Source organism: Solibacillus sp. FSL H8-0523 (assembly GCF_038051985.1).
GTDB lineage: Bacteria > Bacillota > Bacilli > Bacillales_A > Planococcaceae > Solibacillus.
In genome coordinates this window covers 723,190-739,469 of sequence record NZ_CP150291.1, presented here as the reverse complement: position 1 = coordinate 739,469, position 16,280 = coordinate 723,190, and the positions used below count along the sequence as shown (strand labels likewise).

At 37.5% G+C, this 16,280-nt stretch carries 18 protein-coding genes; 4 read left to right on the top strand and 14 right to left on the bottom strand.

From position 1 onward, the window contains the following. Positions 1-8 precede the first annotated feature (8 nt). The 12 genes from dapD to NSQ62_RS03345 all read right to left on the bottom strand — a co-directional run bounded on the left by dapD (position 9) and on the right by NSQ62_RS03345 (position 10,402). Positions 9-722: a 2,3,4,5-tetrahydropyridine-2,6-dicarboxylate N-acetyltransferase gene (dapD, locus tag NSQ62_RS03400; RefSeq protein ID WP_341322525.1), complete on the bottom strand. Its 714-nt coding sequence runs from the start codon at positions 720-722 to the stop codon at positions 9-11. Positions 723-855: 133 nt separating this feature from the next. Next, the gene (locus NSQ62_RS03395) at positions 856-1,758 is read right to left on the bottom strand and encodes a LysR family transcriptional regulator (protein WP_341322524.1); all 903 of its coding nucleotides are present in this window, start codon (positions 1,756-1,758) and stop codon (positions 856-858) included. 74 nt (positions 1,759-1,832) lie between these two features. Further along, positions 1,833-2,276, bottom strand: a complete 444-nt coding sequence (gene cbpB, locus NSQ62_RS03390; RefSeq protein WP_341322523.1) for a cyclic-di-AMP-binding protein CbpB — start codon at positions 2,274-2,276, stop codon at positions 1,833-1,835. A 202-nt stretch (positions 2,277-2,478) separates the two neighbouring features. Continuing rightward, the gene (locus tag NSQ62_RS03385; RefSeq protein WP_341322522.1) at positions 2,479-2,715 is read right to left on the bottom strand and encodes a short-chain dehydrogenase; all 237 of its coding nucleotides are present in this window, start codon (positions 2,713-2,715) and stop codon (positions 2,479-2,481) included. A 56-nt stretch (positions 2,716-2,771) separates the two neighbouring features. After that, positions 2,772-3,539: a 2,4-dienoyl-CoA reductase gene (fadH, locus tag NSQ62_RS03380; protein WP_341322521.1), complete on the bottom strand. Its 768-nt coding sequence runs from the start codon at positions 3,537-3,539 to the stop codon at positions 2,772-2,774. A gap of 166 nt (positions 3,540-3,705) precedes the next feature. Continuing rightward, the gene (locus tag NSQ62_RS03375; RefSeq protein WP_341322520.1) at positions 3,706-3,867 is read right to left on the bottom strand and encodes a hypothetical protein; all 162 of its coding nucleotides are present in this window, start codon (positions 3,865-3,867) and stop codon (positions 3,706-3,708) included. Positions 3,868-3,973: 106 nt separating this feature from the next. Further along, positions 3,974-6,130 carry an RNA degradosome polyphosphate kinase gene (locus NSQ62_RS03370; RefSeq protein WP_341322519.1) on the bottom strand — a complete coding sequence of 719 codons (2,157 nt, stop codon included), beginning with the start codon at positions 6,128-6,130 and terminating at the stop codon, positions 3,974-3,976. A gap of 2 nt (positions 6,131-6,132) precedes the next feature. Next, positions 6,133-7,674 carry a Ppx/GppA phosphatase family protein gene (locus tag NSQ62_RS03365; RefSeq protein WP_341322518.1) on the bottom strand — a complete coding sequence of 514 codons (1,542 nt, stop codon included), beginning with the start codon at positions 7,672-7,674 and terminating at the stop codon, positions 6,133-6,135. A 154-nt stretch (positions 7,675-7,828) separates the two neighbouring features. Beyond that, complete coding sequence (locus NSQ62_RS03360; RefSeq protein WP_341322517.1) at positions 7,829-8,734, bottom strand: chemotaxis protein; 906 nt, start codon at positions 8,732-8,734, stop codon at positions 7,829-7,831. 115 nt (positions 8,735-8,849) lie between these two features. Further along, positions 8,850-9,716 carry an NAD(P)-dependent oxidoreductase gene (locus NSQ62_RS03355; RefSeq protein ID WP_341322516.1) on the bottom strand — a complete coding sequence of 289 codons (867 nt, stop codon included), beginning with the start codon at positions 9,714-9,716 and terminating at the stop codon, positions 8,850-8,852. A gap of 201 nt (positions 9,717-9,917) precedes the next feature. Continuing rightward, positions 9,918-10,154 (bottom strand): aspartyl-phosphate phosphatase Spo0E family protein, encoded by a 237-nt coding sequence (locus tag NSQ62_RS03350; RefSeq protein WP_341322515.1) that lies wholly within the window; start codon positions 10,152-10,154, stop codon positions 9,918-9,920. A gap of 59 nt (positions 10,155-10,213) precedes the next feature. Continuing rightward, the gene (locus NSQ62_RS03345) at positions 10,214-10,402 is read right to left on the bottom strand and encodes a hypothetical protein (protein WP_341322514.1); all 189 of its coding nucleotides are present in this window, start codon (positions 10,400-10,402) and stop codon (positions 10,214-10,216) included. 169 nt (positions 10,403-10,571) lie between these two features. Here NSQ62_RS03345 and NSQ62_RS03340 point away from each other — a divergent pair, with 169 nt between their 5' ends. The 3 genes from NSQ62_RS03340 (at position 10,572) to NSQ62_RS03330 (ending at position 12,214) form a co-directional block, all read left to right on the top strand. Next, positions 10,572-10,757 carry a DUF2187 family protein gene (locus NSQ62_RS03340; RefSeq protein WP_341322513.1) on the top strand — a complete coding sequence of 62 codons (186 nt, stop codon included), beginning with the start codon at positions 10,572-10,574 and terminating at the stop codon, positions 10,755-10,757. A gap of 87 nt (positions 10,758-10,844) precedes the next feature. Beyond that, complete coding sequence (locus NSQ62_RS03335) at positions 10,845-11,456, top strand: type II CAAX endopeptidase family protein (RefSeq protein WP_341322512.1); 612 nt, start codon at positions 10,845-10,847, stop codon at positions 11,454-11,456. A gap of 62 nt (positions 11,457-11,518) precedes the next feature. Then, a complete protein-coding gene (locus NSQ62_RS03330) occupies positions 11,519-12,214 on the top strand; it encodes a chemotaxis protein (RefSeq protein ID WP_341322511.1) in 696 nt (231 codons plus the stop codon). Between the two features lie 182 nt (positions 12,215-12,396). On the opposite strand, the gene NSQ62_RS03325 is transcribed toward NSQ62_RS03330, so the two are convergent. Continuing rightward, positions 12,397-12,843, bottom strand: coding sequence for a MarR family transcriptional regulator (locus tag NSQ62_RS03325; RefSeq protein ID WP_341322510.1), 447 nt, complete (start codon positions 12,841-12,843; stop codon positions 12,397-12,399). A 99-nt stretch (positions 12,844-12,942) separates the two neighbouring features. Next, positions 12,943-14,388: an ATP-binding protein gene (locus NSQ62_RS03320; protein ID WP_341322509.1), complete on the bottom strand. Its 1,446-nt coding sequence runs from the start codon at positions 14,386-14,388 to the stop codon at positions 12,943-12,945. A 155-nt stretch (positions 14,389-14,543) separates the two neighbouring features. Between NSQ62_RS03320 and NSQ62_RS03315 the strand changes: the two genes are divergently transcribed. Next, positions 14,544-16,280 carry a B12-binding domain-containing radical SAM protein gene (locus tag NSQ62_RS03315; RefSeq protein WP_341322508.1) on the top strand — a complete coding sequence of 579 codons (1,737 nt, stop codon included), beginning with the start codon at positions 14,544-14,546 and terminating at the stop codon, positions 16,278-16,280.

The following is a 16,280-nucleotide window of genomic DNA, read 5'->3' as shown; positions in this document are numbered from 1 at the left end:
ACACCTTCTTATAAGTTACGTAATGAATCAATAATTTCTGTTTTTGACTTCGTTTTCTCGTCTAACTTTTTAATTTCGCGTGCAGGTACACCGGCTACCACGGTATAAGGTTCTACGTCTTTAATCACAATCGCACCGGCTGCAACAACTGCCCCTTGCCCGATACGTACCCCTTCTAAGACAACCGCATTCGCACCAATGACCACATCATCTTCTACAACTACAGGTAATGCACTTGGTGGTTCTACAACCCCTGCAAGCACAGTTCCTGCACCAATATGACAGTTTGCTCCTACTGTTGCACGCCCACCTAGTACCGCACCCATATCAATCATTGTTTTCGTGCCAATTTCTGCACCAATATTAATAATCGCACCCATCATAATAACGGCTTGCTCGCCAATTGTTACTTGGTCACGAATAATCGCCCCTGGTTCGATACGCGCATTAATATGTTTTGTATCTAACAGTGGAACGCCCGAGTTACGGCGATCGCTCTCTACGACATAATCCTCAATTTGTGTTCCGTGTTCCTTTAATGCTGCTTCAATTTGAGACCACTCACCGAAAACCACGGCGTTATTGCCATCTCCAAATACTTTTGCATCTGTTCCATATGATAAATAAGCAACACCAGGTCCTTTTACATAGACTTTAACCGGTGTAACTTTTTTTGCCTGTGAAATAAAATCAATAATTTGCTGTGCATTTAATTTTTCCATTGGACACCTCTTCGTATGTAAGTTTTCTTAACATGAGATATTGTACTAAATTTTCAGATAAATTTCAATAAATGCTTTTTTCCACAACAAAACGTAGGCTAAGCACAACCGACTTAACCTACGTTCCTATATGTTATTTAAATTGTCCATTGGAATAATCGTATAGGCAACTCGCGCGGTCCTGTACAACCTTTACAAAGGCTTCCACTTGGCGCAGTTCAAATGTTGATTCATAACCAATTAACCACGTATCACGCGTTAATCCGTAGTCACTTTCGGAATTCGTTAGTGGAATTTTATTGACGTTTTCTTCCCCATTCAATGTGATGGACGGTAAAATCGCATAGCCAATCCCGTTCAATGCCATTTGTTTACACGTCTCGATTTGATCCACGATAATTTGGTGCTTTGGATTATAGTTAAAATGACGCTGCCACCATTGCTGGATTTCTTGATAGTAATTCGAGTCACTCTTAAATTGAATGAAGGGGCGATCTGATGTAATGATATCTTCCATATCTTGAATTTCCTTATCAACCAAATACATCATGTCACGGAATAGGTGAATTTTCTTCCCTTTCCAGTCTGCCTGCCCACGTACAATACCAATATGCGCCTCTCCATCATACAAAGCCTTCACAATTTCAGAGCTCCAACCCGTCATGAGTGAAATTTTCGTATCCGGATACTTAGTCACAAAATCCTTTAACACTTTTGGAAGCCAATTTTGACCAACGATGGACGCACAAGCAATTTTCAATGTACCGTGTACCTTTGATTGCAATGCTTGAATCGATTCAAAAATCTCTTCACGTTTGGCGATTGTTTCATTCGCATATTGAATGACTAATTCTCCTGCTGGCGTAGCAGTTAACCCTTTTTGCGAACGAATAAATAACTGCGAGCCCCATTCTTTTTCGATTGATTGTAGACGCTGTGATAATGCTGGCTGTGTTAAAAATAAACGCTCGGCTGCCTTACGCATGTTTTTTTCCTCTGCCAGCACCTTGATGATTTCTGCTTCTGTTGCCGTCATTTATTTCTTCCTTTCCTACTGATTGACGTTAAAAGTCGACAAAGCCCCAGAGGACCTTGTCGACAAATCATGATTTACGCATTTTGTTGGTAAACGTATTTCTTTAATTGTTTTAAAATAACTCTTCGTGTCATAATTCCGACAAACGTACCTTCCTCGTCAATGACGCACAAGAAAGCATGATTGATAACTAAATCTAGCGCACGTTGGAATGTGTCTGTTATTTTTAAGTAAGCGACATCATGCGCCATGACTTCATCTACACGGATATTTTGTAATTTATCATATTCAATTCGTTCTAACCCTAAGATGGATTCGGTGATCATTTTTGTGCTAAGTAGTCCCTTTAAACGATATTTTACGTCTAATACGGGGATTGAAGAATAACCTGTTTTCGTTAAGACAAGCAGTGCATGCTCTGCATTATTACCACTTTGAACATGTGCTACCTTTTCAGAAGAAATAATAAAATCCTTGATTGGCATGTCTAATAACGCTCTGTTGTTAGTTGAAATCATTCTGTTCTACTCCTTTGACTCCGTTAATACGGGCAAATCAATACAAACTGCTTCTACATTAAAACCCTATCACTTTTTCACACCTTGCATTTTCTCTCTCTATCATAACATAACTACTAATTTATTGACTAAGAAACATGCCTACTTACACAAAGAAAAAGCATAACAAGACGAGCAAATTCGTCCTATTATGCATAAAAAATTAGTAACCACGTGCCCAATAATAAAAAATAATGACGCCTGTAAATGCTAAGAATACCACGTATGATAATATAATCGGATTCAGAAAAAATGGATGCTCTACAATTTTTTCTGATACCTCGCTATCGCGTTCTTCTCCGCTATCTTCAATTTTATGTCCGACTCTTACCGTTAAATAATAGCCCATCAAGCAAAGTATCGTACATACGATAATTGTCGGATAAAGCCACATTCCCACCACTAGCGCCCCCTTTTAGCGCTAGTATGTACCGTTTAATGAACGTTTATTCTCACTTAAAACGGAAACGGATTTAACCATTGACCGCCATCAAGCGTAATGCATTCACCATTTAAATATCCTGCCTTATCTGACAGCATAAATGTTGCTAAATCCGCAATTTCTTCGGGAGTACCTAGGCGTTTTAATGGGACAGAATTTATTGTACGCTTCGCCTGTTCCTCTGATTCCCACAGTTTATCCGCGCCACCTGTACGCTCAATTGGCCCTGGTGCGATGGCATTCACACGAATACCGTATTGTGTGCCCCATTCAACCGCTAATGTACGTGTAAGCGATAATACACCCGCTTTTGCCGCAGCTGAGTGTACAACTCCAGCACCCGCGCCCCATGCATAGGTTGCCACCATATTTAAAATCGAGCCCTTAATGCCATTTTCAATCCAGTACTTCCCTACGGCAGATGAACAGTAAAATGTGCCGTTTAAGACAATATCAATAACAGCCTTCCAGCCATTTGGTGACAGCTTTTCTGCCTGCACTAAAAAGTTACCTGCTGCATTATTCACTAAGCGATCAATGCGTCCAAATTTTCCAACCGTAAAATCAACCATTGCTTGCACATGCTCTGGCTCACGCACATCCATTTGAAATGTTTCAATTGTCGAACCCAATGCTAAAATATCTGCTTTAGCATTTGCTAAACGCTCTGCATCACGTCCTGTAATAACAACATTTGCACCCTCTTGCACAAACTGCTTCGCCATCCCAAGGCCCATTCCACTAGAACCGCCTGTAATAATAATTGTTTTACCTGTCAACATATTCCCATCCCCCTTGAAATAAAATGAATAATCATTCATGTATTCATTTTACTACAAAATACCAATAATTTATAGAAAAATCAGTATTTTCATTTTCAAGCCTCTGGGGATTGTACATTTTTTTACTAGACGTTAGAAAATATAAAAACCAAACTGCGTGATTCTGTTAATCTGCTCGAATTTCTAAAATTCTTTTTTTAATAGTTTCGTTCGGTGCAAGGTTCGCTAAATGCTGATAATAATGAATTACTGTAAATTCCCCGTTGATTGCTTTCATCAAATCAGGGAAACTCGACCTAGCCGGCGATGCATAGTTAGTAGGTTGCAAAATGGCACTCCTTTTTAATTACTGGATGCATAAAAAAAATGGGCGTGCGTAGTATACTGCATTAAAAATGCCATTTTCTCTGAGACAAGAAAATGGCATTTATCATTTATTCTTCGACAATTGTACCAAGGGATTCGTTTAAGAACACTTCTTGGCTGTTGATAAGCACATCACTATTGTGATTCTCTTTGTAGTGGTATTTTCCATTTGAATCCTGAATACGTGCCTTTTGGTTATCCTCAAGTTGCGTCATCATAATGCGCTGGATACGCTTTTTAATATCTGGCGCATAAATTGGGAATAAAATTTCTACTCGCTTAATCATATTGCGTGTCATCATATCTGCTGATGATAAATACAAGCTATTGTTCCCGTTATGGTGGAACCAGAAAATGCGTGAGTGCTCTAAGAAGCGTCCGACAATACTTGTAACCGTAATGTTTTCTGAAATGCCTGGGATCCCTGGACGAATACAGCAAATCCCTCGAATGATTAACTCAATTTTCACACCTGCAATGGACGCTTCATATAATTTCATCATTAAATCTTTGTCTGTTAATGAATTCATTTTCGCACGGATAAAGCCATTGCCATACTCTTTATGTAGTGCAATTTCTTTATCGATTAATTTCAGAAACTCATCTCGGATGTCATATGGCGATACACAAATATGATTGAATTTTGGTTTTTCTGTATAACCACTTAAATAGTTAAAGAAGTTGGTTGCATCAATGCCGAATTCCTTATTGGATGTAATAATCGCCATATCTGTATATATTTTTGCCGTTGCATCGTTGTAATTCCCTGTACCAAGGTGCACAAAGCGTTCAATTTTCCCTTGGCGACGACGGATAACGAGCGTAATTTTTGAGTGCGTTTTTAAATTATTCATTCCATAAATTACTAGGCAGCCCGCTTGCTCAAGTTGCTTTGCCCAGTGCACATTATTTTCTTCATCAAAACGTGCCTTTAACTCCACAAGTACGGTTACTTGCTTGCCGTTTTCAGCTGCTTGCTTTAACGCTTGAATAATTGGGGAGTTGCCGCTTACACGATACAGAGTTTGCTTAATCGCAAGAACACTTGGATCCTTTGCTGCTTCTGCGATAAAATCAACAATTGGGACAAATGACTCATATGGATGATGGAAGAAAATGTCTTGCGTTAATACTTTTTCAAAAATATTTTCATCTGACTGCAAATCTTGTGGTGGCTGCGGGATAAAGCTTTCATATTCTAAATGCTCTCGGCCCTTTGAAATCGCTTTCACAAAACTAAACATCGTCGTTAAATCGAGTGGACCATCGATTTTAAAAACGTCTGATTCTTCAATTTCAAATTCATCTAGTAAGTACTCAAGTACATCATCGTTCATTTCACCATCTCGTACTTCTAAACGGGAGCCAACGCCCCATTTACGTTTCTTTAACTCTTTTTCGATTTCTACTAGTAAATCCTGTGCGCCCTCTTCATGAATTGTTAAATCGGCATTACGCGTTAAACGGAATGCTTGCGTAGATTTTACTTTATAGCCAAAGAATAAACGGTCAATACTATTTGAAATGACATCTTCTAATAAAACAAATACCGTTTCGTCATTTTGTGTTGGTACTTTGATAAAACGCTCTAAAACAGATGGTACTTGTACAATCGCAACCTTATCTGACATTTCTGAATCCGAATTATTGTTTTCTAACATCACAAGCAAGTTTAATGTACGGCCAAGTAACGTTGGGAACGGACGATATGCATCAACTGCTACAGGTGTTAATACTGGAAAAATCGTTTCTTCAAATAATTCATGGACGAAATTCTTTTGCTCAGCAGTTAATAGCTTCATATCACGTACATAGACATTTTCTTTTGGTAATAAATCATCTACTAAATGACGATACACCTCTGTTTGACGACGTACTAAAGCTTGTGTACGCTCCGCAATTTTCGCTAGCTGTTCCTTTGGTGTTAAGCCCGATTTATTTTCAGGCTTATGGAAACCTGCACGAATTTGATCTTGAAGGCCTGCTACACGCACCATGAAAAACTCATCTAAATTCGAACTAAAAATCGCTAAAAACTTTAAGCGTTCTAATAATGGATTATTCGTATCTTCGGCTTCTTCTAATACACGTTCATTAAATGCTAACCAGCTAAGCTCACGGTTATTGTAATATTGAGGTTTTGCAATTTCCTCTAACACCTGAAAATCTGGTTTGATCATCTCTTCTGATTCAGACATCGGATTCATCTCCATATTTGTTGTCATTTTCAATTCCATCCTTCCTCGTTGAACACAATTTGAATGTTCTTTTTGAACACACGCTCGATATGCTTTTTCTGTTTCTCTACTTGTGCCATTTCGGCAATAGCACGTTCTGACGTGACGACCTCGATTAGTAAATCATCGCCTTTATTTTCAATCGCAAGATGCTTCACTACATTACGTTTTGTCATATTCAGTGCGTAGACAAATTTTAAAATCGCGCCAAAATCACGTATTTTTTTAAGCTCCTCTTTTGAAATCCATGTTTCAAAGGGCTGTGAAAAACGCTCAAAATAATCACGATTTTTATAGGAAGCCAGTAGTGCTAGTTTTACTCGATCTACATGTGAAAGACCTGGCAATGATTGATTGGCAATCAAATAAAATGTATGCTGACTAGACGAATCCAGCTCAATATATTCGCCAATTGCATAAACCTTCGCTCCCTTAATCAGCAGTTTTAAATCAGCTTCATTAAAGTTAAATAATTGTAAATGGCAGCACTCACGGTAAAACTGCTCTGTCAGCTTTGCAAGTGTCTGAACTTCATCTTCCGTGCGCCCATAAGCCAAGGCTAATTGACGGGCACTTTCTTCAAAAACATTATATTTATTGTATGCGGTTGCGTTTCCCTGTAATACGCGCTTAATAATTAGCCCTTCACGTAAACCTTTTTTACTCACTTGAAATGTGTCAGAACCTACAACTGTTAACAACGCCCGGAACACTTCTAACGCTAGTACAATCGTGTCTGCGCGATCTGAAGATAAACCGTCTAGTTGCTTTAATTCCTCAAACGAAAATTGCACTAAATAATCACTTAATGCTTCTAAATCACCTTGCTTCATTTCATACTCATGAACACCTGACAACGGGTAGTTTGTTTTTTGCTGATGCACCTGTGCAATATTACGCGCACTCCCCCCTATGCCAACCACTGGAAATGCTACGTCTTTAATCCATGGTAACGAGCTGAACTTTTCTATTACATCGGCATTTAACTTTGCGAGTTCATCACGGGTAATTATTGAGCCCTTCACGAATTTTTGCTTTAGTGACACCGTACCAAATGGAAAACTGAACGTTTTTTGAAGCTTTTTATTAATAAACAACGTAATTTCCGTTGAGCCACCACCAATATCAATCGTCACAGCAGAAGGTGTATCCATCGAATGTGCAACTGCCGCAAATCCGTAATAAGCCTCTTCTTCTTCTGTTAAAATATCAATTTTTATACCGGTTTCTTCTTGCATGCGACGAATGATTTCTTCGTTGTTAACCGCTTGCCGAACAGCCGCTGTCGCTGCCGCTTTAATATCTGTCACTTGATAGTCTGCTAAAATTAAACGGAACGAATTTAATGTGTCTGCTAAAAGTTGAATCCCCTCTTCAGACATCTCCCCATTCGGTAAGAGATACGTACGAAGCTTTGCTACTGTTTTAATATTGCCAAACTCGCGTAGCCCTTCGTTTTTTTTATACGAATATAATACGAGTCGAATCGTGTTCGAACCGATATCAATAATGGCTGTTTTTAAATTTCCCATAGATGCCTGTCACTTCTTTCTAAAAGTCATTTGAGTTTTCGTGAACATACAGACAATAACGTTATAAAAATAGCCGGAATTACTTTTACAAGTATCCGGCTTATTACTATTTTATATCATCTTCGTGTGTTGCTTCAACCAATTGGTAAATATTTTACAGCATTAATTTATCCATACGTAAAATAAGTTCCGCAATTTCTGGTTTTGAAATTTGGTCCTCTGCCCCTACTTGATCACCTTTATGACGTAAGTCGTCAGTAATTAAGCTTGAGAAGATAATTACTGGTAATTTTTGAAGGTCTGGATGTGTTTTAATTTTTTTTGTTAAATGATGGCCATCCATTTGTGGCATTTCTATATCTGTTACAACCATTTGAACATGCTTTTCAATTTCTTTGTCGGCTTTTGCTAATGCTTCTAAATACTCGTAAGCATCTCGACCATTTTCAAAGAACTCTGTATTAGCATAGCCCGCTTCGTTCATTGTATCGAATAAAAGCTTACGTAATAACGGTGAGTCTTCGGCAATAACAATTTTCTTTTCAGAACGTTCGCGCTTACCTAGTTTTTTCACTGATTCTACACTAATACTTGATTCAGGGTTAATATCAACCATAATTCTTTCGAAGTCTAGTAGTAAAATCATTTCTTCATTACGCTTAATTACACCAATTACTTGTGACGTACCTCCTTGGTACATGTCAGACGGCTTCTCAATTTGATCCCACGAAATACGGTGGATTTGTGTTACGTTATCGACATGGAAGACTACGCGTTGTTTATTAAATTCAGCAACAATATACTTTTGTTGTGGATTACGGTTTTCTGTTGGAATCCCTAATACTTTTAACATATCTACAACCGGCAATACTTCCCCGCGTAATTGAATAATACCTTCTACATGAGGATGTACATGCGGAATAAATGTCACTGGAATTGGTTGAATAATTTCTTTGACCTTAATTACATTAATGCCAAATTTATTGTTTGCTACTTCAAATTCAACGATTTCAAGTTCATTTGTTCCACTCTCTAATAAAATCCCTTTTTGTTTTTCCAATGTATGTATCTCCTTCCAAATTCCCAGGCTAATTATGACTCTATTGTATCATAGGGTGTCTATTTCTCCTATAAACGAATAAACAAGAATAGTGTACTTTCCAGTAATATTGGTATTATTGATAATATTTGATTAATGCTTGTGTACCGTTATCACCGTAGCCTTCCTCAAGTAGTTGATCATACATTGATTTAGCTAATGACAGCCCTGGTAATTGAAGTTCCATGCGTTCTGCTTCATCTAGTGCTATTTTCATATCTTTAATAATATGCTTAATATAGAAGCCTGGATCTAGGTCTTCTTTCAGCATGCGCGGAGCTAAATTTGTCAGCGACCAAGAGCCTGCTGCTCCTGCTGTAATAGAACGCAGCACATCTTCCATCGTTAAACCGGCATTTAGACCGTATGCTATCGCTTCACAAACACCAATCATCCCTGATGCAATGGCGATTTGATTACACATTTTCGTATGCTGACCAGAACCCGCTACACCTTGATAGACGATATTTTGACCGAACACTTCGAAAATCGGCTGCATTTGTTCAAAAACCGCCTTGTCTCCACCAATCATTAACGACAATGTCCCATTTTGTGCACCAATATCTCCGCCTGATACAGGGGCATCCAAACTATGTATACCTCTTTCACTCGCTTGATTAAATAACTTTTTCGCTAATGTTGGTTCACTTGTCGTCATATCCACAACGATTGTCCCAGGCTGTGCAGCTGAAAAAATGCCATTTGCTCCGCTATACACTTCTTCTACATCTTTTGGATAACCAACCATTGTAAATACTACCTGCTGGCCCATTGTAGCCGCAGCGGGTGTGTCCGCCCATTTCGCACCTTTTTCGACTAGCACTTCAGCCTTGCTTTTTGTACGCGTATAAACTGTTACCTCATGACCTGCAGTTAATAAATGCTTGACGATACTCGCTCCCATAACGCCCGTTCCGATAAAGCCAATTTTTTTCGATTCCATACCAAAAATCCCCTTTTTACATTTTCTTTCATTTTAACAAAAATCGATTAAACTGCAATGGACGTGAAGGACGAATTTACAAAGACAAAAAAAGAGAGCAGTAGCGTCAATCGCTTCTACTCTAAAGGGGGAAATGAGAATGTTGCTGTGTTCAATAATAATATTCCCCAAAATATTCGTGCTAAACATCATTTTCTAAATTTATTTCAAATGACGATTTTGTATAGCTATTGTCAAATCACTCTGATAACATTGATTAAATTTGTTCATTAAATAATCCACTTGCTTACTTAAGCGAAGTGTTTTACGACTGTGTAACCCATTCTCGATACCGGATTGAATCATTAATTGTCTTGTTGATTCAATTTTTTGTAACAATCCATTATCAAGCCTTACTTCATCCAAATTTAACCCTCCTTCACGAACAATTGTTACCATTATTATACTTTCTTTACAGAACATATACACAAAAATCGTGAAACAAATTTCGACACTTTTTATGATCTTGGCGTTTGTAGAAATGTAAAAACCACGTCTCCGCCCTGTTTTGCATCGCCACGGAACTGTTTAAATTTAGCATCCTTCACAAGAAGTTCACGAAATTGTAAGAATTCATCCTTCTTTATTAAAATAGATTTTACTTCTCCACTGCGTAATTGATCTAGCATTGCTTTATAATCTGTCATGTATATTAACTCCTGTTCATTTCATTTTTTTCAATATAACAGAACTCTAATCTGAAAGAAAAGGGTAACAAATTCTATAAAAATAATATAAATATTCAAATAACATAAATTTTGTAGTATAATTGCTTGCAAACTGTTAATTATTAGTCGATGAAGGGGCTGACTGCGTATGAAAATTGCTGAAGTTGGAAATATTATCGAGTTTAAAGATGGATTAAGAGGTATTGTTGAAAAAGTTAATGAAAATTCGGTCATCGTCGATATTACGATTATGCAAAATTTTCACGAGTTAGAAATGGAAGAAAAAACGGTTATTAATCATAAACGCTATAAAATTTTAACAAATCATGAATAATTGAATGTAAAATACCCTTTTTAGCATTGATCGAGATGACAAAAAGGGTATTTTTGATAAGACATTTAGATGGAGGTATTCCCCGTTATGAATATTAGAAAACAGACTATTATACTCCTTCTTTCATTAGTTTTTATTTATAGTATGATGTTTTACACGTTTTATGAACGCACGATTTTTTGGTATTTATATGCCTTTACATTACTCATCGGTATTTCAATTGCATTGCTAGTTGGAAAGTTTGAGGACCGTATTCCAACCTGGCAATATTTAATTTATGGGATTGGCTACGGGACCATAACGTACGGCTTTATCAAATTGGGTTACATGGTTTTGTCTGCTATCAATGCGAACGCGACATCAGACATTACAGGATTTTTAACAGATTACGGGCCACAAAATATTTTTCATTATGTGCTCCTGATTTTCGTAATAGCAGTTGGAGAAGAGATATTTTGGCGCGGCTATGTACAACAACAATTAAAAAACTATACATCACCTAGTTGGGCAGTTGTCATCACCTCTCTGCTATTCTCGTTATCCTTAGCAATTAGTGGGTTTATTCCAGGCGCTTTGGCAGCAATTGTTGCGGGACTTTTATGGGGCGCACTTTACGAATGGAAAAAAAGCTTACCGCTCATTATCGTCGCGCATATCGTCTTTGTTTTATTATTATTTTTAGTTTTACCTTTATTTTGATACAATAAAATCAGAAACTTATCTCATCAGTTTCCGTCTATACAAGAAAGAGGGGGATCATCATGAAAAAAACCATAACGACAATGAGTGCCTTACTATTACTATCAGCAACATTAGCAGCTTGTAATACAGATACAACAGAACCGGCTACAACAACAGCGGCAGATGAAAAGCCTCAAACTGAGCAAACTGAAGCCAATACCGAATTAAATACAGAGCAAACCACAGAGCCAACAACAGAGCAAGCTAACAAAACAAACGAACCGGCCCAAACAACTGAAGAACCAACTGAGCAAGCCGCAACACTAACGTATAGCTCTCTCGGTAAAACGGTTTCTGATACGGTGACGACTTCTACGAGCAAAGAAATGAACTATACTATTGCCCACTTCGACAACTTTACATTACAAGCTGAAGAGCCTGGCGTCGATCAATTAATTTTTAACAACGATGACCAACTTTCAATGCAAATCAACGTTATTACAAAAGAAGATGTCACGTTTGATGATGTAAAAGCTTCTGCAGCAGAAACAATGGCCGTTATCTCAGCTGACATAACTGAGCTTGATTTTGCAAGCGTCTTAGAACAGCGCACAGATATCATCAATCTTGCAGGCTATGAAACAGTGCTCGAAGAAACAGATAAAGTAGTGAAAATTGTTTTCGAACGTGATAACATGTTCGTTACTTTAACAATTTATGACACAGCAGCAGACCTACAAGACGCCTTCTTACAAATGGGCTTAACGATTCAATAGGAAAAGCGCTAAAGCGCCCCTTAAAGCTCCGATCGGTCAAAACGCCACATCCATGTGGCATGCCCGAAATGACCGAGGAGCTGGCACTTTAGCCTAGACTCTGTTAGAACGCTAAAATTTTATACTTTCGTATCTCTAAAAAAAGCCACGACTATTCATAACGAATAGGCGTGGCATTTTTATTAATACGATAAATCCTTAATCGATAACCCTAATTTTTTCAGTAAATCAATGGCTGTTTGCTTTTCTTCTGGTGTTAAGGCACCTAGTAATTCATGCAACTTTTGTTCATGTTCTGGAAACAACTTGTCCATAAATGCGGCACCATCAGCAGTAATTTCTGCATACGTAACACGGCGATCCGTTGGACAAGAAATACGTGCTAAAAATTGACGTTTTTCAAGCTTGTCCACTACATACGTAATTGAACCACTTGCTAGTAAAATTTTATTGCCGATTTGTTGTAACGGCTGACGACCTTTATGATATAAAAGCTCTAACACGGCAAATTCAGTCGGATTTAGTCCATTTTTTTGGATAAATTGATTAGTTGCTTCATTAATCGCTTTCGTTGCTCTTGATAAGACGATAAATAATTTTAACGATTGTTTTACTTCATCTGAAGCCATAAAAACCATCCTCTATTTTTGAGTAATATGATTATTATAGCGATGCATTGAAAGTTTTGTCAAAAATCGCTTCAAACCAACAATTTAATAATCAATAGCTTATATATAATTTTGCTGTTTTTCCGATAAATACATTGTATTCGATGTCATCATTTCGTTAAAATCATACATATTTATAGGGAAATCAATGATAAATCTCGTTCCGACACCTTCTGTACTCTCCAACTTAATTTCGCCGTTATGTTCCTCAACTACAGCCTGTACTAATAATAGCCCTAAACCTGTTCCAGTCGATTTTGTTGTATAAAAGCTATGAAACGCTTTTTCCATTTGTTCAGATGACATTCCTCTTCCTCGGTCTTCTACAATTAATCGTAATGTTGTTGGATCCTGGTAGACTAATTGAATTATAATATGTCCGTTTGAATCGACTGCCTCAATCGCATTTTTCAATAGATTAATCAGCATTTGTTTTAATCGATTGTTATTGCCTTTGATTTTATACGAGGCTTGTTCATCATATTCAAAAATAATACTCGTATTCAGTTCCAATGCTTTCAATTGAAATAATGTAATCGCTTGTTCTACGACATCCTTAATATCTAGCATTTGCGCTTCATAGCTACTAGGCTTTGATAGTGTCAAAATTTCCACTAGCAGTTCATCAATGCGCTGTAGCTCAGATTCTACAATTTCAAAGTACGGACTTGCCTGTTCCTCTAAGTTTTCTTTAATCATTTGAATAAATCCTTGAATCGATGTCATAGGATTACGAATTTCATGCACAATAGAAGCCGCATTTTTCCCAATAACAGATAATGCCTTCTGATGATTAATCGTCTCGAGTAATCGCATCTGTTCTGTTTGATCAGTAATCGTCGTTACGAGTATTCCCAGTGCTTCATCAATCTTACTTGCAATACTTAAATAATTGACATGTCCATCGCTACAAACACGCTTTACTACAATTGTTGCTAGGTCATTAAGCGCAATCATGCGGTAATAATGCACAATCATTTCCGGCTCATAATAGCAATGTTCAAATAAAAGTTCATAGCTTCTTCTTTCAAGTTGTCCTACTTCAAAACCTAATAACTGCAATGATTGTGAATTGGTAGAAATAATTTTTCCATTTAACGTCGCCAGGATTACACCATGTGGCAAACTATTCATTAACTGGATTTCACGGTCAGTAGTACTTAGTTTTTGAGGGATTACTGTAAATTGAGCACGCGAAAAAATTAATTGCTTTTCTTTCAAATAATAGCCAGACAATTCCATTATAACTTTTTCGTTAGATGCATCTGTTAAATAAAAAATAGCACGGGCGGAAATATCCTGAGTCATAGTTTGAATGAATGAATGCCATTTTTCATTATTTTGTTCAGTTAACTCCGAAAAGCTAGATTGAAGGTTTAGCTGTTGAAGTGTGTCGACCATTTTATCATTCATAAATTGTATTTTTCCAGCACAATTAAAAATAACGGTTTGTTCACTTGCATGTTGAAAAAGCTCTTCTACCATGAGACTCAATTGACTTTCCACCGATAGCCGGACCTCCCGAATTTATAATTTTCAGAATTCAAACATATTTTATATTATCACATACTATCTCCTGGAATAAAATGGGTACTTACTCCTATATTGTTTGCATCGCCACACACTGCTACAATAGAATATATGAAGAGGAGAATTAAACTATGAACATCGTTTTAAGTACGTTAAATGCAAAATATATCCATACGAATTTAGCCATTCGTTATTTAAAGGCTGCTGCACGCCCAGAGTTTGACTGTGAGCTAGCAGAATATACAATTAAAGATCCGGCGTTTAATATCGTCTCGGATTTATTTCAAAAGAAACCTGATGTAGTCGGCTTTAGCTGCTATATTTGGAATATCAACGAAACGATTGCCGTTATTCGCATGTTAAAAACCGTTCTGCCAAAGGTCAAAATTGTTTTAGGTGGTCCTGAAGTTTCTTATGATGTGCACGATTGGCTTCGTAAGCATGAAGAAATCGACTTTATTATTATGGGTGAAGGCGAAGTTTCTTTCAAAGAAATGTTACGTCATTTCAATGGTGAAATTGAGCTTGAACAAGTGCCTGGGATTTGTTACTTAGAGGAAGGCAAAATCAAAATTCACGCACAGCCACCAAAAATAGATTTACGTGAAATCGCGTCACCCTTCCGCTTTGAAGAGGACCTACCACACATCGGTAAACGTATTCAATATATTGAAACAAGCCGTGGCTGTCCATTTAGCTGCCAATTCTGCCTATCTTCTATTGAAGTCGGTGTGCGCTACTTTAACCGCGAAAAAATTAAAGAAGATATTCGCTACCTAATGGACAATGGTGCCAAAACAATAAAATTCGTTGACCGTACCTTTAATATTAGCCGTAGTTACGCCATGGAAATGTTCCAATTTTTAATTGATGAACGCAAACCAGGCGTTGTATTCCAATTTGAAATTACAGCAGATATTATGCGTCCAGAAGTTATTCAATTTTTAAATGACAACGCTCCAAAAGGCTTATTCCGCTTTGAAATCGGTGTACAATCAACAAATGACTTAACGAACGACTTAGTAAAACGTCGTCAAAACTTCGAAAAATTAACACGTACCGTAACCATGGTAAAAGAAGGCGGCAAAATTGATCAGCATTTAGACTTAATCGCCGGCTTACCAGAGGAAGACTATGCTTCATTCCGTAAAACATTCAACGACGTATTTGCGATGCGCCCTGAAGAATTACAGCTTGGCTTCTTAAAGCTATTACGCGGGACAGGCTTACGCTTAGAGGCCGAAAAATACGGCTACACATATGTAGACATCTCACCATACGAAATTTTCTCAAACAACGTACTAACGTTTGATGACATCGTACGAATTAAGCACGCTGAGGACGTACTTGAAAAATATTGGAATGCACACCGTATGGATCGTACAATCGAATATTTAGTTACAGAAGTGTTTGAAACACCATTCGATTTCTTCCAAAATTTTGGTACGTACTGGGAAACAAAGGGCTGGTCACGTATTGGGCATCAGTTAGAAGACTTATTCCGTCGCTTGTTAGAATTTTTACAAACGGTCGACAACGCAGATATCGACGTCATTACAAGCCTAATGAAATACGACTTCTTAAGTATTCAGCAGTTCCAACCACGTAAATTATGGTGGGATGATCGTCTGTCTGAAGATGAAATGCGTGATGTTTACGGACGCATTAAGGAGAATCCAGCGCTAGTTGGTGAAGGATTTGCCACGATGAATATTAACGAACGCGAGCTATTTAAGCATTCATTAATTATCCCGTTCCATATGGATTTACAAAGCTACGAAGACAATGGCGTGGTAACAAAACAACAAGGCTATCTATTCACATACTTCCGCAACGGACAAACACCTTATTTCCATACGTTCAACTAA